This window comes from Mesorhizobium sp. M0292 (assembly GCF_040321695.1).
Taxonomy (GTDB): Bacteria; Pseudomonadota; Alphaproteobacteria; order Rhizobiales; family Rhizobiaceae; genus Mesorhizobium.
The window spans coordinates 57,006-75,908 of record NZ_JAMYSB010000002.1; the positions used below are offsets into that span (position 1 = coordinate 57,006).

Genomic DNA, 18,903 nt, shown 5'->3' on the forward strand with positions numbered 1-18,903 from the left:
CACAAGGATGGTAGATAACGCTCTAGCGATTGCAGGAACCATTCGAGGCTACTTCCGCTTCAAGGCATCGGCCAGTGCTGCGCCAAACGCGCCTTGCTGTGCCGGTCGTTCCGGCTGACGCTGCGGCATCGGCGAAGGTTGCGCCGGCTTGCCGCCGCCATTGTCGCGCGGCCCCTTCGGCGTCCCGCCCTCGCCGCCGTCCTTGCGCATGGACAGCGCGATGCGCTTGCGCTTGATGTCGACATCGACGACCCGCACCTTCACCACGTCGCCGGCCTTCACCACCTCATGCGCGTCCTTGATGAAACGATCGGCCAGTTGCGAGACATGCACCAGCCCGTCCTGGTGCACGCCGATATCGACGAAGGCGCCGAAGGCAGCGACATTGGTAACGGTGCCTTCCAGAAGCATGCCGGGCTTCAGATCCTTGATGTCGTCGATGCCATCGGCAAAGGTTGCGGTCTTGAAGCCGGGGCGCGGGTCGCGGCCGGGCTTTTCCAGCTCGGCAATGATGTCGCGCACCGTCGGCAGGCCGAAGCGTTCGTCGACGAAGACTCGCGGATCGAGCGCCTTGAGCGCTGCGCTGTCGCCCATCAGCGAGCGCACATCGCGGCCGCAGGCAGCGACGATCTTCTTGGCCACGCCATAGGCTTCCGGATGGACCGACGAGGCGTCGAGCGGCTCGCTGCCATTGGCAATGCGCAGGAAGCCTGCGGATTGTTCGAACGCGCGCGGTCCAAGCCGCGCCACCTTGAGCAGTCCCTTGCGGCTGGCGAACGGCCCGGTCGCATCGCGATGCGCGACAATGGCATCGGCAAGCGACGCGCCTAGGCCTGACACGCGGGCCAAAAGCGGCGCCGAGGCGGTGTTGAGATCGACGCCGACAGCATTCACCGCGTCCTCCACCACCGCCTCCAGCGAGCGGCCAAGCCGGTACTGGTCGACATCATGCTGGTACTGGCCAACGCCGATCGATTTCGGCTCGATCTTGACCAGTTCGGCGAGCGGGTCCTGCAGGCGCCTGGCGATCGACACCGCACCGCGCAGCGACACGTCGAGCCCGGGAAACTCAGCCGCCGCTGTCGCGGAGGCCGAATAGACCGAGGCGCCGGCTTCGCTGACGATCACCTTGAGCGGCTTTGGCCCACCATCCGAAGGCATGTCGGACAGCATGTGGGCGACCAGCTTTTCAGTCTCGCGGCTGCCGGTGCCGTTGCCGATCGAGATCAGCTCGACCTTGTGCAGGCGGATGAGCTTGGCGAGTTCCGCCTGCGTGCCGCGCACATCGTTCCGCGGCGGAAATGGATAGACCGTCGTCGTCGCCAGCACCTTGCCGGTGCCATCTACCACCGCGACCTTGACGCCGGTGCGGATGCCGGGATCGAGCCCCATGGTCGGCCGCGATCCGGCGGGCGCTGCCAGCAGCAAATCCTTGAGGTTGCGTGCAAAGACATGGATCGCCTCTTCCTCCGCCCGCTCGCGCAGGTCACGCATCAAATCGAGCGTCAGGTGCAGCGAAAGCTTGATCCGCCAGGTCCAGCCGACGACTTCCATCAGCCAGCGGTCGCCCGGCAGGCTGCCGCCGATGGCGTAGGCATTGGCGATCATCCGCTCGACCGGCTTCACCGGCGAGGCATCGTCGGCATCGACCTCTATGTCGAGCGACAACACCTCTTCGTTGCGGCCGCGCAGCATGGCCAGCGCACGGTGGCTCGGAACATTGGCCCAGCGCTCGACATGCTCGAAATAGTCGGAGAATTTCGCCCCGGCCTCCTGCTTACCGTCGACGACACGGGCACGCATGAAAGCGCGCTCCTTCATGTAGGTGCGAAGCTTGCCGACCAGATCGGCATTTTCCGCGAACTGTTCCGACAGGATGTCGCGTGCGCCTTCCAGTGCGGCCTTGGCGTCGGTCAAATCCTCGGTCACATAAGCCAGCGCCGCCTCGGCGGGCACCAACGACCGGTTGGCCAAAATAGCCTCCGCCAATGGCCCCAGCCCGCGCTCCCGGGCGATCTCGGCCTTGGTGCGGCGCTTGGGCTTGTAGGGCAGGTAGATGTCTTCCAGTTCAGCCTTGGTGGCGGCAGCCACAATTTTGGCCTCAAGTTCCTCGGTCAGCTTGCCCTGCTCGCGGATCGAACCGAGAATGGTATCGCGGCGCGCATCGAGTTCGCGCAGATAGGCCAATCGCTCGGCAAGGTCGCGCAATTGGGTGTCGTCGAGCCCGCCGGTGACCTCCTTGCGGTAGCGCGCCACAAACGGCACCGTCGCGCCCTCATCGAGCAACCCTATAGCTGCTGATGCTTGCTCCGGCCGCGCCCCGATCTCTGCCGCGATGATGGATGCGATGCGTTTGCTGTCTGCTGCCATGCTGGTCCCTGTCGCAAAGAGCGGCGACCATAGGCGCTGATGTCCGTCACGCCAACCGCAGTGTTCTCAAGCGTCAAAGAGGTCCACAGGAAAGCGCCTTGCCTTGGCTCGTCCTCAGACCATCCCGCTCAGCGCCTCGAAAAAGGCAACGATCTCGCGTTCGAGCGGATAATCTTCAGGCACCGGCTGCGACCCCATTTTTGCAATCACCACTTCCGTCTTCGGATCGACGTAGAGCCATTGGCCATGGATGCCGATGCCGCAGAAAGCACCGTTTGCCGCACCCGTTTGGTACCACTTGTTGCGATAGCGGCCCTTCGGGAACAGATGCACCATCGTGCCGCGCTGCCAGGCCTCCGCGCTGCCGCCGGCAACGGTCGTATCGCGCACCCAGCCTTCCGGCACGATGCGCCGGCCATTGGCCGTGCCGCCCTGCCGCATCATCTCGCCGATACGCGCCAGGTCGCGCGGCGTCACCGAAATGCCGCCGGCGGTGCGCGCCGTACCTTCCATGTCGACGCCGATCGAAGCCTCGCTGACAGCACCCAGCGGCAGCCACAGTTTCTCGCGCATCAGGTCGGGGAAGCGCTGGCCGGAAGCTCGTTCGAGCAGCAGGCCGAGCAGATCGGAATTGGGCGAACGGTAGCGGAAGGTTTTGCCATGCGGTTCTTCGAGCCGCTGCAAGGTCAGAATGAATTCGCGCAAGCTTTCAGTGCCGCCGCCCGGATTCCACAGCGTCGCGCGGCGGTAACGGGCAAAGGCGCTTTCGGGATCGAGATAGGCCTCCTCGAAATCGAGGCTGACGCTCATGTCGAGCACATGCCGGCAGCTTGCATCGGCATAGGCCGAGCCGGCGGCTTCCGGAATGTAGGCCGTCACTGGCGCTTCCGTGTCGAACACGCCCTCGCCTTCCAATATGCCGGCGATGATGGCGGTGACCGATTTGCTGATCGAAAAGACGATGTGACGGGCGCCGAAATCCATAATGGGCGCAAACCAGTCGCCGATGACCTTGCCAGCCTTCAGCACCGTCAGCGCGTCGCTGCTCGAACGTGTGAGGAATTCGGCCACCGTTTCCGGGGCGCTGGCGATCGAAACCTTTTCGCCGAGCAGGCCGCTCAGGTCCCGCACCGGCGCTTCGACGCTTCCCGGCGTCGCCCCCACGGGAGCGGTCGGCACCAGTTCGCCAAGGTTCTGGAATGACCAGCGGTTGAAGGGGTTTTCGCGCCAGTTGGAGAGCAGCACCTCATTACGGGCAAAGCCGTAGCGGATCTCGAACGCAGTCTTGCCAGTCATGAACGTTTCCTCGGAGGGATGATTTGTTGTGGGTCAACCAAGCTTCTTGGCGATGGCGTGCACCGCCTTCAGCGTTGCCACCGAATAGGCGACATTGCTGAAATCCGGATAGCTTGAAAGCTTGACCACGACCATGCCGGTGTCCCAGTCGATATGGATCATCTGCCCGAACACGCCCCGGCACATCAGTGCGCGTGAGCGCGGGTTTTCGATCCAGAACTGGTTGCGGTAGCTGCCCTCCGGCAGGCTCGGATTGAAATCCGGCGCATGCCTGCCGTTGCGCGTCGCCTCGATCCAGTCGGCCGGCACGATGCCGCGGCCATTGTCGAGGATCAACTGGCCGAAGCGGGCGTAGTCTCGCAGCGTCGCGTTGAAGCCGCCATCGGCCAGCGCATAGCCGGCGCTGTCAACCGTGAAGCAGGCGCTCTCGTCGGCGCCGAGCTTTTGCCACAGCTCCTCGGACACCAACTGCGCCAGCCGTTTACCGGTGACCCGCTCCATGATGAAGGCAAGCACGTCGGTCTCGATCGAGCGGTACTCGAACGCGGCGCCATGCGGCCGCACCTTGTCCTTCAGCTGCAGGATCAACTCGAACAGATGCGGCGGCCATTGGAAATCCGGATCGCTGTCCGGCGGCACCGGCTTCCAGCCGGTGGCGACATCGACCTGGCCGATATCGGAATAGCGATCGGTGTATTCCTCGGAAAAGCGAACACCCGTCGTCATGTCAAGCACATGCTGCACGCTGGCGCCGTCCCAGCCGGTCGCGCCGAGCTCCTGCAGATAGGCGGTCACCGGTTTGGCCGGGTCGATCAAGCCGCGCCCAACCAGAATACCGAACACGGTGCCTGTTACCGACTTCGCCATCGACTGCGACAGATGCAGCGTGCGCTCGGCCATGCCGTTGAAATAGCGCTCATAGGCGACCTTGCCGTCTTTGAGCACCAGGAAGCCGTCCGTGTAGGTCTCGTCGAGCAGGCCAACGAGCGTCGTCGGACGGCCCTTGCTGTCTTCCACCGGCAGCGCGTCGAGATCGGTCTCTGCGCGCTCAAGACGATGGCGATGGCCATTACCGCGCCAGACCTCGATGGTCGGCAGGAATTCGCGGATGTGTTGGAAGGCCCAGCGATTCCATGGCGGCCGGTCCCAGTCGAGCTTCGGCAGCACCATTTGAGGCGGCGAGCCCTGCATGATCGGCGGCCGAGGATCGCTGTTGCGATAGGAGTCCATGAAAGCCATTCCGGAAAAGAAAAGACCCGGCGGCGCATGCCGCCGGGTCTGTCAGACTGCGGTTATTTCTGCAGTTCGGTCCAGATCTTGGTGTAGATGTCCTGAATCTCAGGCGCGCACATCTTCTGGAATTCGCCCTGTGCCTTCGCAGCCTCCGGAATGACGACTTCCGGCGCATCCTTCATATCGGCCGGCATGTATTTGTCCGAGCCGGTAATGGCGTTTGCGTAACGGTGGAAGGCCGAGAGGCCGGCCGCGTTTTCCGGATCCATGATGAAGTTCTGGAACAGCTTGGCGTTCTCGACATTCTTGGCTTCCTTGAGAACGACGACGTTATCGCTCCACAGGCCGTAGCCTTCCTTCGGATAATTGTAGTGGATGGCCGGATTGGCCAACCGCTGGCGTAGCGCCGAGCCGTTCCAGTCGCTGGTCGCCTTGAAGTCGCCGGCGCCCATCTTTTCGATGGTGTTGTATTCCATGGCGATCCAGTTTGGCTTGGCCGCGACAAGCGTGTCGCGCACCTTCTTCAGCACCGTCTTGTCGTCGGTGCACTGCTGGCCGCCGACATATTTGATCGCCGCGAAGATAACGTCATTCATCTCGGGAACGACATTGGTCTTGCCCTTCAGCTCGTCCGGCGTGTTGAAGATGATGCCCCAGCTGTCGGCTGGTCCCTTGTAGGCATCGGTGTTGACGACGACGCCGACGGTGCCCAGCGCCCACGGCACGGAATATTTGCGGCCGGGGTCGAAGTCTGGATTGGCCCATTCCGGCGCCACGTTCTTGAAGTTCTCCATCTTGCCCGGATCGGTCTCCTGCACGAGGCCCTCCTTGATCCAGATCGGCACGTAGGTTTGCGACGGAACGGCGATGTCGAAGCCGGTGCCGCCCTGGCGTACCTTGGCGAGCGCCGTATCGTTGGAATCGTAATCGGTGATGGTCACCTTGACGTTGTATTTGGCTTCGAACTTTTTGATCACGTCGGGGCTGGTATAGTTGCCCCAATTGTAGATGTTCAGCTCGCCATCGGCGCTGGCCAGGCTCGTCGTTGCGAGCAGCGCCAACCCCATGGCGGCTGTCGTTGTTTTCCAGTTCATGGTTTTAGCTCCCATTTGTCGGTTCAGTCTCTTTTCCTGCTGACGAAGAAAAACAACGTGACGATCGCGACCGAAAGCAGCAGGAAGGCGGTCGATATCGCGTTGATCTCAGGCGTGATGCCGCGGCGGATCTGGCCGAGCATGTAGGTGGGCAGCGTATCCTGGCCGCCCGATTTGACAAACTCGGTGATGACGACGTCATCGAGCGAGATGACGAATGCCAGCATCAGTCCGGCCAGTATGCCGGGCCACAAAAGCGGCAGCGTGATGCGGCGGAAGGTCTTCCAAGGCGTCGCGTACAGATCGGCGGCCGCGCGCTCCAGCGTCAGGTCCATGTTTTCCAGCCGCGCCCGGATCGGCAGATAGGCGAACGGGATGCAGAACGCCGTGTGCGCGGCGATCAGATAGCCAATGCCGGAATAGCCGGTGAAGATCTTGATGCGCGAGAAGAAGATCAGCAGCGCCACGCCGGTGACGATCTCGGGCACCATCAGCGGCTGGTTGATCGCCGCATATTTGAAGGTGAGGCCCGGATAGGACGCGGTGCGCGTGGTGGCGAGCGCGGCCATGGTGGCAAAGATTGTCGACAACACCGCAGCGACGGCGCCGATCTGGAACGAGCGTAGCGTCGCGTCGATAACTTGCACGTTCTGCCAAGCCGACTGGAACCAGCGCATCGAAAAGCCGCCCCATTCGGACGTCGAGTTCGCCGCGTTGAAGGCATAGGCGACCAGCACGATGATCGGCAGATAGAGCACGATAAAACAGGTCGCAGCGATCACCGTGAAGCCGGTCTGGTGCTTGATGGAAAAGTTCTTAGCCATGCCGCACCCCCGACTTGCCGGCATTGCGCACATAGGCAAGCAGCGCCACCATGACGATGATCATCACCGTGATCGACAGCGCCGAGCCGAGCGGCCAGTTGCGGCCTTGGCCGAACTGCAATTCGATCAGGTTGGACAGCATCATATTCTTGCCGCCGCCAAGCACGCTCGGCGTCACATAGGCGCCAAGGGCTGGAATGAAGACCAGGATGGAGCCGGCAATGACGCCGGGTTTGACCAGCGGGAAAATGATCTTCCGCAATACCTTGAATCGGGTCGCGTAGAGGTCGTAGCCCGCCTCGACGAGGCGAAAATCAAGCTTCTCCATGCTGGCATAGATCGGCAGCACCATCAGCGGCAGATAGACATAGGCCATGCCGATCAGAATCGCCGTGTCGGTGAAGAGGATCTGCACCGGCGCCGAGACGATACCAAGCTTGATAAGGATGGTGTTGATGATGCCTTCGTTGCGGATGATCTGCAGCACGGCGAAGGTGCGGATCAGAAGGTTGGTCCAGAACGGAATGGTGATCAGGAACAGCCAGAGATCCCTGGTTTTCTCGCTGCGCGTCGCCATGAAATAGGCGGTTGGAAACCCCAATGCCAAAGTGGCGATCGTCGTTATCACCGCCAGCTTGATCGAGCGCCAGAAGATGGTGACATGCGCTGCCGCAAGCGAAAGCGTATCGTCGAAAATGTCGCGTTCCATGAACACCGACAGCCAGGCATCGGGCGAGAACTGCCACTTCACATCGCCATAGGGGCCAGGCGTCAGGAACGAGTAGATCAGCACGATCAGCAAGGGGCCGGTCGCGGCGAGGAAGATCACCAGCAAGGCTGGCGCTGACAGCAGCCAGCGGTCGCGCACATCGCGTCGCTGCGCTGCCTTGGCGACTTGTTCCGCGGTCGCCATGATCAGTCCTTCAGCACTTGCGCGGCGTCGTTGCCGATCGTGATGCCGATCTGGCCGCCCTGCACGAAGCCGTCACCGGCGCCGCGGCTGTTCTGACGCCGCACGATGAACGGCTCGCCACCGGCAAGGCGCAGATGGAAGTGCGTGTCGGTGCCGAGATAGACGATGTTTTCGACGGTGCCGGACAGCGAAGCGCTCGGGCTGGCCGTGCCCAACTGCGCATGCTCTGGACGCACGACGATGGTGACCTTGCCGCTGGGGCTGAAGCCTTCCGGCAGCGAGGCTGGGATTTCCACACCAGACGGCAGCTTCACCGTCGCCCGGCCACCAGTCGCGCTAACCACATCCGCCTTGAGGAAGTTCGACTCGCCGATGAAGTCGGCGACGAAACGCTCGGCCGGCCGGTCGTAGATGTCGCGCGGCGAGCCGACCTGCAGGATTTTGCCCGACGACATCACCGCGATGCGATCCGACATGGTCAGCGCTTCCTCCTGGTCGTGGGTGACGAAGATGAAGGTGATGCCCGTCTCGTGCTGCAGCCGCTTCAATTCGATCTGCATTTCCTTGCGCAGCTTGTAGTCCAGGGCCGAGAGCGGTTCGTCGAGCAGGAGCACCTTGGGCTGCGGCGCCAGCGCCCGGGCGAGCGCCACGCGCTGCTGCTGGCCGCCGGAGATCTGGCTGGTGCGGCGGCCCGCCAGCGCCTCCATCTTCACCAGTTTCAGCATCTCGGCGACGCGCGCCTTGATCTCGGCCTTCGGCTTGCCCAGCATTTCCAGGCCAAAGCCGATATTGTCGGCGACCGTCATATGCGGGAACAGCGCGTAGGATTGGAAGACGGTGTTGACCGGTCGCTTGAAGGGCGGCAACGGCGCGATGTCCTGGCCGTAGAGGAGGATTTCGCCGGCGGTTGGAAAGTCGAAGCCGGCAATCAGCCGCAGCAACGTGGTCTTGCCGCAGCCGGATGGTCCCAGCAGTGTAAAAAACTCATTCTCGCGGATAGATACCGAGACCGTATCGAGGGCAGCGACCTGCCCCTCACCCGATCCGAAAATTTTACTGACGTTTACGACTTCAATTGCATTCCGATCCGGTTTTTCCGGCACGATACGCCTCACTGTTGACCCCGCTCTTGCTGGCGGAGTTTTTCCCCTGTTCGATGTGACCACACGGCCGGTAGGTTGGCAAGTCCGGCATTGAATCACAGTTCAGTCGGTCATTTCGTCTTGCAAGCGGCAAGCTGTGCAAGCCGCATGCCATTGTCAGGCCTGGTAGGTGACCTTGCCACCGCAGACCGTCGTCACCGGCCGCAGCTTGTGTAGATCGGCCGGCGCCGTCTTCTCGATATCGGCCGACAAAACCACCAGATCCGCCATATAGCGGGGTTTCAGAACGCCTTTGCGATGCTCGGCGAACTCGGCATAGGCGCCCTCGACCGTGTAGGCGGCAATGGCTTCCTGCAGCGAGAAACTCTGGTCAGGATCGCCTTCTGCCCATGGTTTGCGCTGCACTGCCGCCTGAATGCTCAGGATCGGGTCGATCGCCGCCACCGGCCAGTCCGAGGCGAACACGACATGGGCGCCGGCGCTTTTCAGGGTGCGCCAGGCATAGCTCAGCGGCCAGCGGGCCGGTCCGATGCGTGACACCGTCGGCTCCAGTGGAAAATCCATGGCGCCGGGCGGATGCGACGGCTGCATCGAGGCGATGACGCCGAGTTCGGCAAAACGCGGCACGTCGGCTGCTGTGGTGACCTCGATGTGCTCAACCCTGTGCCGGCTGTCGCGCTTGCCATTGAGCTTCTGCGCCGCCTCGTAACCGTCGAGCACTGCGCGCACCGCGCCGTCACCGATCGAGTGCACCGCGATCTGCAGCCCGCGTTTGTCGATAGCCACGGCGAGATCGATAAATTGCTGCGGCGTGAACAGCGGCTCGCCGACCCAGTCGGGACGATCCGCATAGGGTTCGACCATAACAGCGGTCCAGGAATCGAGCACGCCGTCATAGAACACCTTGACCATGCCCGATGACAGCCACTCACTGTGGTAGCGCTCGGCCATGACGGACGCCTTCTCGAGCATGTCGAGCGTCATGAAATTCTTGTAGTGGAACGGGATCTTGACGCGGCAGGGCAATCCCTCCTCGGCCTCGATCTCGGAAAGCAGTTCGAGCTGGTAGAGATTGCCGTCCATGTTCTGGATCGAGGTGATGCCGTGGCGCGCGCACCATGCAAGCCCGCGCCGCATGATGTCACGGTCAGCGGCCCGCTCGGCGGTCGACGGCATTGGGTCGGGCTCACCGCCGGTCGACAGCCCCAGCCGCACCCGGCTTTCGCCGGCAAGGTCGAGCACCGGACCGAAGGCCTCGCCCTCGCGCAATTCGCCCGCGGCCAGGCCGTCGTCACCCATCACGATCTCGTTGCCCGGACCGAGCGTGCGTCCCTTCAGGATGCCGGCCATCTCCAACGCCTTGGTGTTGGCCCACATCGTATGGTGGTCGGGTGCCGCCATGCAGAAGGGGCGGTCGGGCAGGATGGCGTCGAGATGATGGCGTGTCACCCGCTCGTCGCCGAGCACGGTGTAGTCGACGCCCTGTCCCACAAGCATCTTCGCCTCGGGCCACGTCGTGGCGTAGTCGCGGATGGCGCTTTGAAGCGCCTCGAAGCCATGGATACCGCCGAGTTGAAGATGCGCGAGCTCGGCCCCTCCCGAGAACAGATGCATGTGGGCTTCGATGAAACCGGGCAGGACCGAACCGCCCTTGGCGTCGATCACCTCTGTGGTCGTTCCCTTGAGTTTTTCGATGGCGGCGTGGTTGCCGATGGCGATGATGGCGCCGTCCTTGACGGCAATCGCCTCGGCGGCGGGATTGTCATCGTCCATGGTCCGCACGCGACCATTGATGACGATCAGATCAGCATTTTGACCCGCACCCGTGACAGACATCGCGACTCCGCGCTTTTGACGACTGGCTGAGACCGACAACCCTCTTGTCCGACAAGCTGCCACTCCGCTGGAGCGGCGTTATCGGACGAAAACTGATGCCAGTGCGCTGTTTCGAAATTCCCCTTGTGATCTCTCAAAACAGCGTGGATAAAAGAATGCGACTAATTATTCGCGTTTGTCAACGTGCCGAATTTCGAATGTATTGTGGACAACACACCACGCCAATGTTGAGACCGGGACCTGTGTTGAAACCGGCAGGGAACGAAGGCATCAATCCGTGAAGCGCAGTCTCAGCCGCGAAACCAGGATGGCGCTCGAACCGCGCAAGCAGCCGCGGCAGGAACGGTCGAGCAAGGTGGTCGACCGGATACTCGACGCGGCTTTGATCCTGACGCGGGAGCAGGGAACCAAGACGCCGACGACGCTCGCCATTGCCCGGCGCGCGGGCCTGTCGGTCGGTTCGGTCTACCAGTACTTTCCCAACAAGGAAGCCATTCTCCTCGACCTCGCCCGGCGCTGGCTGTCGTCGTTTCCCGAGGTGATCGCCAGGCGCATCGAGGTCACCCCACCCACCAACCGCGACGAGTTTCGGCAGGAGGTGCGCAAGCTCTTCATCGATACCTCCAGAATATATCTCGAAAACGCCACCCTGATGCCGGTGATCGAGGCGATATCCGGCAATGCCGACCTCAGGCCGATCCAAGACGAATATGACGAGCAGATCATCGCGCTTTACGCCGCATGGCTGCAGCATGTGAACCCGGCCCTTGAAGACAAGATCGCCAGCCGGCTCGGCGTGCTGATGATGGATGTCGGGCACGCCTGCCGGCTTGTGGGGTTGAAGCGGGATCGCAAGACATACGACCTCATCGAGGACGATGTGGAAAGAATGTGGCTCGCTTTGGTCACCCCCTATCTCAACCTTGACTGATTTCGCTATTTCGAGAGGAAATTCATGAAGACTGTCTATTCGCCGCTTCATGCCGGCCATGCCGGCCAGATGGAACTGGTCACGTCGGCAATCGTGCCGGGTTTCGAAAAGCCGTCGCGGGCCGAGTTCATCAAGGCGCGGGTCGAGAGCGAGAAGCTGGGGCCGATCATCGGACCGGTCGAGCACGATCTCACAGCCGCCAAGCGCATCCACAAGGCCGACTATATCGACTTCCTGCCGACCGTCTGGCCGGCGTGGAAGGCCGCCGGCTTCGAGGGCACGGCGATGCCCTTCACCTGGCCGACGCGCGGCCTGCGCGGCGACGTGCCACCCAAGCGCGTCGACGCCTTGCTCGGCTACTATTCCTTCGACGCCGGCGCCACCTTCGTCGAAGGCACATGGACCGCCATCAAATCATCCTATGACGTGGCGCTGACGGCGGCGGCCTTGGTCAAGGGTGGCGAGCGGTCGGCCTTCGCGCTCTGCCGCCCGCCCGGCCATCACGCCGGTGCTGGGTTCATGGGCGGCTACTGCTACATCAACAATGCCGCGGTCGCCGCGCAGTGGTTCCTCGATCAGGGCGCAAAACGCGTCTCGATCCTCGACGTCGACTATCACCACGGCAATGGCACGCAGGAGATCTTCTATGAACGCGCCGACGTGCAGGTTCTCAACCTGCATGGCGATCCCATGGTGGAGTATCCGTTCTTCCTCGGCCATGCCGATGAACGCGGCGCCAGCGCCGGCGAAGGTTTCAACGTCAATTATCCCATGCCCTTCGGCACCAATTGGGACGCCTGGAACGCCTCGCTGGAGGATGCCTGCGTCAAGCTCGCCGCCTACGCCCCCGATATCGTCATCGTCTCCCTTGGCGTCGACACCTTCGAGAAGGACCCGATCAGCCAGTTCAAGCTGAAAAGCCCGGACTATCCGAAGATCGGCCATCGCATCGCCAAGCTCGGCCTGCCGACGCTGTTCGTGATGGAAGGCGGCTACGCCGTCGAGGAGATCGGCATCAACGCCGTCGGCGTGCTCACCGGCTTCGAGGACAAATAAGAAAGCAATTCCAGGATAAGTGTGAGGCGGTTTTCCGGCCGGAATTGCGCCAAAGAGATATGGGGCGGCTCCGGCCGCCCCGACCATCTAGGCGGCCGCAGCCGGGTTGGGTGCAACCACCGGAACGGCTGGCCTTCGCAACCGGCCGATGCGGTAGACAATCACCGCCGCAATCACGCCTGCCGCCAGGATGGCCACCGCCAGCAACGGCCGGTACCAGAACCAGGCAATCGCAATCGTCACCGTGCCGACCAGGATCGCCAGGACGAAGGCGATGATGCCGGTGCCCATCCGCGCCATGCTGCCGAGGAAGGGTATGACGTCGAGGATCACCCCGATCGGGCTGAGGAACAGCGCAAAGCCTATGGTCAGCAACAGCAAGCCGGCGCCGCGCAGCAGCCAGGTGATCAGCGTGTTGGCGCTGACCGCGTCGGCGAACATCTTTTCGGCCGGGACGTTGCCGGTATCGACCATCAGCAGCGCATCGCCGGCTTGCGTCTGGTAGGGCTCGAAGCGGCTGCCGGCCTGGCGCGCGATGATACTGATCACGCCCAGCGGCGCCAGTTCGTAGCCGATTCGATAGTCACCCAAAGCGGGCGTCGTGTTGTCATTGCCGAGAAAAATCTTGCCATCGACGATGCTGAGCGGTTTCGTTCCGGTATAGGCAGCCTTTATCGCCGCCGACTGGTCGGCTGAGAGCGAATAGTCCTTGTCACCCTCGATACGGTCCAGCACTGGCGTATCGAGATCGAAGGCGACAAGCTTGCCCTCAGGAATCTGGAAGGTCCGGCCGTGGATTTCCATGGGCGGATTCTGGTGGCCGTCCGGCTTCTTGAAGTCCGACGAGTCGATCTGGCTGTCGTCCCACACCTTGGAATAGCTGTAGGTGGTCACCGTCTCTTCGCCACCGCCGAGCTTCTTGGTCGTCTCCGACTTGGACTCTTCCTTCCACTGATACATCTCGACACTGCGCGACAGCCGCAGCCCTTGCGTGGCGATGCCGAAATCCGGATCCGCCAGGCCGCTGTCCGCCGTCACCAGTCCGCTGACATGAACCAGCTTGCCGTCATTGGCGGTATCGACGCTGTCGGCGCCGACCGAAACCACCGCTCCAGAACCTTCGGCCAGCGAGCGCGCCGTCTGCACGGCGCGGCCTTCGTTCCAGAACAGCCCGATCACCATCAGCACGATCAGGATAAGGCCGAAGATGACCCCGCCGACCGCGCGCTTGATCCGCCCGAACCACGAGACGGATGTGACTTCCCGAAATGAATCGCTCATCGTTTCCCCCGAAACAAAGTTGCCCAAGATTTAAACGCGGCCGGCGGCCGCCTCGTATCGATCAGTCGGCGTGGATCTGCGCGCCGCAGTCCCTATCGCCTGTACAGGAATGCACCGCCCGTGTCGTGCCGCCATCGCCAACCCGCCACGGCGAGGCCGACAGCGGCGCCTGGCGATTGCCCCCGAGAAGATCGAGCGCCCGCATCGCCGTCTCTTCACCAGCCTCGTCACGCTTGACGATCTCGACGTCCTTGAGGCCGATCGCGGCAAGCTGCGGCATCACCACATCGGGGTCGCCCGCCACCACGATCAGCGACGGATCGAGCGACGCCAGGGCCAGCGCCTGTTTCTGAACCGCATCGAGCGTCAGCTTTGTGCGCGCCGCCATGCGGGTTTGCTGGTCCTCCAGCGTCGATCCGCTGCCGACCGCGCCAATCAGCGAGGAGAACAGACCAGCCGACGTCTCGGCCGATCCAGCCAGCGCCCGGCGATAGACAGTCACCGTGCGGTCGACTTCGTCCTGCGCCACCGGCAAGGTGGTCAGGCCGGCAAATCCTTTCAGGATTTCGGTAATCGCCGGCCCGGTGTTGGCGCGCTCGACGGTGGTTGCCACGACCAATCCCGAGCCGGCCTTCATCGGGCTCATCAGATAGCTCGACACGCCATAGGAGTAGCCCTTCTCCTCGCGGATCACCGAATTCAGCCGGCTGGAGAAATCGGCGCCAAGCAGGTTGGAGACCGCGGTCGATTCAGCGCGCTCGCTCTCGTCGGTGCCGGGCGCCGGCCGCGCCACGAACAGCGCCGACTGGCTGGCGCCGGGTTCGGGCACCAGCAGCACTTTCTGTCCCCCGTTGAAATGCGCCGCCGGCGACGGCTCGACGGCATAGCCGGCGGTGTCGCTTGTCCACGCGCCGAATGCTTTTTCAAGGCTGGCGGTGACGGTCGCGACCGGCATCGGGCCGACGCTGTAGAAGGTCACCGCCTTCGGCGTGAACTCCGCCTTGAACGCGTCCCTCGCCCCGTCGAGCGAGATCGAGGCCAGCGCCTTTGCCGACCAGTCCACCGCTGCCTTGCCCGGCACCTGCGGGATCAGCGTCGCCTTTGCCACGCGGCCGGCAACGCCGGGCAGATCCGCCTCGCGGCCGTTCAGCCAATCGACTGTCTGCGCCATCAGCACCGTCCATTCGGTCTTGTCGAAACGAGGCTTCAGCACCGCGTCGGCGAGCAGGCCAATACCCTGGTCGAGCTTTTCCGGCGGCACGCCAAGCGTCATCATCGTGGTCAGCGTTCCGGCCTGGTGGCCGACGCCGGCGCCGATGTCGCTGGCCACCTTGGCGAAATCAGCCGAGCCGCGATCGGCGGCCCCGCGTGTCGCCATGCTTGCTGCAAGCTCCAGCAATCCCTCCTTGCCTTCCGGCACGCTGTTCCAGCCGCCGGCGGCACTGGCCGCGACATACACCATCGGCGCTTCCGGCATTGTGTAGTGGACGAGTTTGATGCCATTCGAGAGCGTCGCCGTTTCCATGGCGGGCAGTGTTGCCGAAGGCGCTTGCCCGGCCGCATGCTTCGGAATGTCGATCGCCGGTCGCTCCGGCGCGGTGAACGGCTGCGGTGTGCCGGACGACCCGATCAGTGCATCGGGATAGCCGCCGCGCGGGCCGGGCTTCAGCACCAGTATGCTGGCGTCTTCCGGTTTCAACAGCCGCTTCATCGTTGCCTCGACGCCCGCCACGCTGGCGTCCTTCACCCGCGGGTCGTCGACCAGCGCGCTCTGCGCATCGCCGAGCACGTCGGCATTGTAGGAGACGACGCCGGCGCGATCCTTCAGTGCTTCGCTGTCGAGCCGCGCTGCCTGCAAGATGCCGGTGCGCGCACGCTCGACATCGACCGGATCGAGCGGGGTCTTCAGGAAATCCGCAAACGCCGTTTTCATCGCGCTTTCCAGCGCTTCCGGCGCCACACCTTCGGCGGCACCCGCCTCGAAGGTAAAGCGGCCACCGAGCAGACCGCCGGTCCAGCTCGCGCTGGCATAGGTGGCAATGCCCAACTGCGAAACCAGCCGGTTGCGCAAAAACCCATATTCGCCGTTGCCGAGCAGTTCGGCGGCAATGCTGAGCGCACCATTGTCGGGCGACTGCGCCACCGGGCCACTGAAGCCGACCACGACGATGGGGCTTGGCACACGATCCTCGAGCACCAGCTTGAGCCGGGCCTGCGTCGGTTCCGGCACGGCGGGCCGCGCCACATCGGCGCCGCGCGCCACGCGGCCGAACGTGTCGGCAATCAGCGCCTTGGTGTCGTCGATCTCCAAGTCGCCGACCAGCACCAGCACCGCATTGTTGGGCAGATAGTAGCTGTTGAAGAAACCTCTGACATCGTCGAGCGTCGCCGCATCAAGATCGGCGACCGAGCCGATGACCATGCGGCTATAGGGATGCGGCTTCGGGAACAGCCCGGACCAGAAAGCTTCCCAGCCGGATGCGCCGGCCTTGTCGAGCACGTTCTGGCGCATCTCGTTCTTGACCACCGAGCGCTGCAGATCGAGCTTGGCCTGAGTCACCGAGCGGCCGAGATTGGCCATGCGGTCGGCCTCCAGCGACAGGATCATCGGCAGTGACGACGACAGCCCGTCGACGTAATAAACGGTGCCGTCTTCGGTGGTCCAGGCATTGATCTCGTTGCCGAGCGCGGCGTGCGCGCCGAACACGTTCGGCCAGGCCGGCGTGCCGGAAAACATCAGATGTTCGAACAGATGCGCAAAGCCCGAGCGTCCCGCGGGTTCATTCATCGACCCGACGCGGTAGCGCAGGTTCATCACCACCTTCGGCACGCGATGGTCGGGCACCAGCACCACCTGCAGCCCGTTGTAGAGCGCATAGGTAACGGTCGGCTCAGCCTTGGCGGGCGCTTCCATGCCGGCAAGAACCGCAAGCACCACCGTGAACGCCAGGAAAACCTGCTTCATCATGACCCCCGATGCTGATGGCCGCGAGCAAGCGCCGCCAAATCCGCCGTATGACCGAAGGGATGCCCACCCCTGCCGGCTGCCGAGACCCTATCGGAATCGATCGGCCCTCGATACGGCAGTATCGCAACACCCTCTGGCTTTTTCGTGTCGGCGTTTCAGGCCTTTTGCGGCGGAAAAGGCCGCGGAAGCCGCCCCTGAGTCGCTTGAGTCCAATAATATTGATTTTGTCAAATCGCGTTTGATGTCGGATTCATCTGCGGGTAGATTAGACCCGAATCAGCCGGTCCTTGGGGGGCGCGGCGACCACCCAAAGTCTTAAGTTCCGGCCAATGACCGGCACCAGACGCGGACGGCTTCGCGTTCCCTGAATGGATTCGGCGATCAGCGCGACCGCCGCGCCGTGTGAGTGCTTCGTAAACGTGATGCGTCTTCAAGTTCGGCCGCTGCTAACCCCAGCGTCCGGGCTCAAGAAAAGACTCCGGCCATGACATACAACCAAAGCATCCAATGAGCAGTTCCGCCGCGCTTCTCCAATCCGATACGTTAGGCTCGCGCCTTGAATCGCGCGGCGATCTCACCTCCTTTTTCATGCAGCTTGCCGCCGAGATCGGCGCCGACAGCTACATGCTCGTCGCCATCGTCCACGACCAGGACCGCAACGACGCCCGCATCGTCTCATCCAACTGGATCTTCGACGCCATTGAACTGATCGGCAAGCGGCTGATCGCCGGCCTTGCCCAGGGACCGCTGACCGTTGCACCTGGCATCCGCCCGAGGCCCCTGGTCGCCGCCGCGGCACCCGACGCCGGCGGACTGCTCACAGGCGAAGAGGCGCGCCTGCTCGACGTGCTTGGACATGCCGAAGTCTATTCGTTGCGGCTCAATGTCGGCCGCCAGCGGCTGTTTGCGCTTTTCTCGGCGGCCGAGGCCGGCAGTATCGACCAGCCGGCGCTGATGAAGGCTCAGTTGAAGTGCTGTTACGCGCTGTCCGCCATCCCGCAATTGATCGCCGCCGTCGCCATGCAGGACCCGCTGTCCGACCGCGAGCGCGAATGCCTGTTCTGGGTGTCTGAAGGCAAAACCACCGATGAGGTCGCAGTGATCCTCGGGGTCTCGTCCAACACCGTCAACAGCTACATCACCCACGCCATCCAGAAATTCGCGGCCTCGAACCGCGCGATGGCCATCGCCACGGCGATCAGGAGCGGCATCATTTGAAACACGCTGACATCAAGGCGGCGGCCGAAGCCCTTTTCAACGAGCAGCGCAATCCGTTCGGCGCCTTCTCCATCGGTTCCGAGACGCACCATGCCGTTACCATCCCGGACGCGGTGCGCCGCTGCCGCTGGATCGCCGTCGACATCAACGCGTCGGCGTTTGGCCTCTATTTCGTCAGCCCCTCGCCGGAACGGGCGCGCCTGGTGCCGAGCTTCGATTCCGACTATCCAGCCACTGCGGTGACAACCAAGTTCATCGCCGGCGCCAATGGCGAGGAGATGGTGCGCCACAGCGGCGCCTCGACAGCGCCGCGCTGGTGGGCCGATGACGGCATCGCCGGCTCGGACGCCGTCTTCCAGAACCTCGCCTGGGCGGAGCGGACGGCGCCGCTGGCGCCGGGCACCAACGGCATTGCCTTTCCCGTCCATGCCGATCGCGGCCATTGCGGGCTGGTGGTGTTCCTCGGCTCGACGATCGCTCTGCCGGAGGACACGCTCTACGAAATCCACGCCCGCTGTTTTTCGCTGTTCGCCGCCGTCGCCCGCATTCGTCCGAACGATGCCGGCCGGATGCGGTCGATCTCCAAGCGTGAACTGGAGTGCCTGAAGCTGACCGCCAACGGCAACACCAGCGAAGAGATCGCCAGGCTGCTGAAGCTGTCGGTCCACACCGCCAACCAGTATCTCACCCAGTCGACGCAGAAGCTCAACGCGGTCAACCGCAACCAGGCGGTGGCCAAGGCGCTGCGCCTGGGGCTGATCGAGTGATCCGAGTTGCGTC

At 63.2% G+C, this 18,903-nt stretch carries 14 protein-coding genes; 4 read left to right on the forward strand and 10 right to left on the reverse strand.

The genetic code is table 11. The features are described 5' to 3' along the window. Positions 1-48: 48 nt before the first annotated feature. From NKI96_RS03100 to NKI96_RS03135, 8 genes are all read right to left on the reverse strand, one after another. Positions 49-2,370: a Tex family protein gene (locus NKI96_RS03100; RefSeq protein ID WP_352802888.1), complete on the reverse strand. Its 2,322-nt coding sequence runs from the start codon at positions 2,368-2,370 to the stop codon at positions 49-51. Between the two features lie 114 nt (positions 2,371-2,484). Continuing rightward, complete coding sequence (locus NKI96_RS03105; RefSeq protein WP_352802890.1) at positions 2,485-3,666, reverse strand: serine hydrolase domain-containing protein; 1,182 nt, start codon at positions 3,664-3,666, stop codon at positions 2,485-2,487. Positions 3,667-3,699: 33 nt separating this feature from the next. Beyond that, on the reverse strand, positions 3,700-4,896 hold the full coding sequence (locus tag NKI96_RS03110; RefSeq protein WP_352802893.1) for a serine hydrolase domain-containing protein: 1,197 nt from the start codon (positions 4,894-4,896) through the stop codon (positions 3,700-3,702). A 62-nt stretch (positions 4,897-4,958) separates the two neighbouring features. Next, complete coding sequence (locus tag NKI96_RS03115; protein ID WP_023683465.1) at positions 4,959-5,993, reverse strand: ABC transporter substrate-binding protein; 1,035 nt, start codon at positions 5,991-5,993, stop codon at positions 4,959-4,961. A 23-nt stretch (positions 5,994-6,016) separates the two neighbouring features. Further along, the gene (locus tag NKI96_RS03120; protein WP_023671766.1) at positions 6,017-6,817 is read right to left on the reverse strand and encodes an ABC transporter permease; all 801 of its coding nucleotides are present in this window, start codon (positions 6,815-6,817) and stop codon (positions 6,017-6,019) included. Next, positions 6,810-7,730 (reverse strand): ABC transporter permease, encoded by a 921-nt coding sequence (locus NKI96_RS03125; protein ID WP_023828190.1) that lies wholly within the window; start codon positions 7,728-7,730, stop codon positions 6,810-6,812. Before NKI96_RS03125 ends, NKI96_RS03120 begins: the two co-directional genes overlap by 8 nt. Positions 7,731-7,732: 2 nt before the next feature. Further along, entirely contained in the window at positions 7,733-8,833 is a 1,101-nt protein-coding gene (locus NKI96_RS03130) for an ABC transporter ATP-binding protein (RefSeq protein ID WP_023699750.1), read from the reverse strand. A 156-nt stretch (positions 8,834-8,989) separates the two neighbouring features. Continuing rightward, positions 8,990-10,669, reverse strand: a complete 1,680-nt coding sequence (locus tag NKI96_RS03135) for an amidohydrolase (protein WP_023737690.1) — start codon at positions 10,667-10,669, stop codon at positions 8,990-8,992. A gap of 277 nt (positions 10,670-10,946) precedes the next feature. Here NKI96_RS03135 and NKI96_RS03140 point away from each other — a divergent pair, with 277 nt between their 5' ends. Next, a complete protein-coding gene (locus NKI96_RS03140; protein ID WP_023686329.1) occupies positions 10,947-11,600 on the forward strand; it encodes a TetR/AcrR family transcriptional regulator in 654 nt (217 codons plus the stop codon). Positions 11,601-11,624: 24 nt separating this feature from the next. Continuing rightward, positions 11,625-12,656, forward strand: coding sequence for a histone deacetylase family protein (locus NKI96_RS03145; protein ID WP_023814587.1), 1,032 nt, complete (start codon positions 11,625-11,627; stop codon positions 12,654-12,656). Positions 12,657-12,743: 87 nt separating this feature from the next. On the opposite strand, the gene NKI96_RS03150 is transcribed toward NKI96_RS03145, so the two are convergent. Both NKI96_RS03150 and NKI96_RS03155 read right to left on the reverse strand, forming a co-directional pair. Beyond that, entirely contained in the window at positions 12,744-13,937 is a 1,194-nt protein-coding gene (locus NKI96_RS03150) for a TMEM43 family protein (protein ID WP_023814588.1), read from the reverse strand. Positions 13,938-13,998: 61 nt separating this feature from the next. Then, positions 13,999-16,905 (reverse strand): M16 family metallopeptidase, encoded by a 2,907-nt coding sequence (locus NKI96_RS03155; protein WP_352594697.1) that lies wholly within the window; start codon positions 16,903-16,905, stop codon positions 13,999-14,001. A gap of 507 nt (positions 16,906-17,412) precedes the next feature. On the opposite strand from NKI96_RS03155, the gene NKI96_RS03160 reads away from it, so the two are divergent. Then, positions 17,413-18,123 (forward strand): helix-turn-helix transcriptional regulator, encoded by a 711-nt coding sequence (locus NKI96_RS03160; protein WP_023683473.1) that lies wholly within the window; start codon positions 17,413-17,415, stop codon positions 18,121-18,123. Next, positions 18,120-18,890, forward strand: coding sequence for a helix-turn-helix transcriptional regulator (locus tag NKI96_RS03165; RefSeq protein WP_023686334.1), 771 nt, complete (start codon positions 18,120-18,122; stop codon positions 18,888-18,890). Before NKI96_RS03160 ends, NKI96_RS03165 begins: the two co-directional genes overlap by 4 nt. The last annotated feature ends 13 nt before the right edge of the window (positions 18,891-18,903 follow it).

Excerpts from the sequence above, each read along its gene's own strand:
- NKI96_RS03135 (WP_023737690.1), bottom strand. The coding sequence starts at position 10,669 with ATGTCTGTCACGGGTGCGGGTCAAAATGCTGATCTGATCGTCATCAAT.
- NKI96_RS03105 (WP_352802890.1), bottom strand. The coding sequence starts at position 3,666 with ATGACTGGCAAGACTGCGTTCGAGATCCGCTACGGCTTTGCCCGTAAT.
- NKI96_RS03160 (WP_023683473.1), top strand. The coding sequence starts at position 17,413 with ATGAGCAGTTCCGCCGCGCTTCTCCAATCCGATACGTTAGGCTCGCGC.
- NKI96_RS03145 (WP_023814587.1), top strand. The coding sequence starts at position 11,625 with ATGAAGACTGTCTATTCGCCGCTTCATGCCGGCCATGCCGGCCAGATG.
- NKI96_RS03120 (WP_023671766.1), bottom strand. The coding sequence starts at position 6,817 with ATGGCTAAGAACTTTTCCATCAAGCACCAGACCGGCTTCACGGTGATC.
- NKI96_RS03155 (WP_352594697.1), bottom strand. The coding sequence starts at position 16,905 with ATGATGAAGCAGGTTTTCCTGGCGTTCACGGTGGTGCTTGCGGTTCTT.
- NKI96_RS03150 (WP_023814588.1), bottom strand. The coding sequence starts at position 13,937 with ATGAGCGATTCATTTCGGGAAGTCACATCCGTCTCGTGGTTCGGGCGG.
- NKI96_RS03115 (WP_023683465.1), bottom strand. The coding sequence starts at position 5,993 with ATGAACTGGAAAACAACGACAGCCGCCATGGGGTTGGCGCTGCTCGCA.
- NKI96_RS03110 (WP_352802893.1), bottom strand. The coding sequence starts at position 4,896 with ATGGACTCCTATCGCAACAGCGATCCTCGGCCGCCGATCATGCAGGGC.
- NKI96_RS03125 (WP_023828190.1), bottom strand. The coding sequence starts at position 7,730 with ATGGCGACCGCGGAACAAGTCGCCAAGGCAGCGCAGCGACGCGATGTG.
- NKI96_RS03100 (WP_352802888.1), bottom strand. The coding sequence starts at position 2,370 with ATGGCAGCAGACAGCAAACGCATCGCATCCATCATCGCGGCAGAGATC.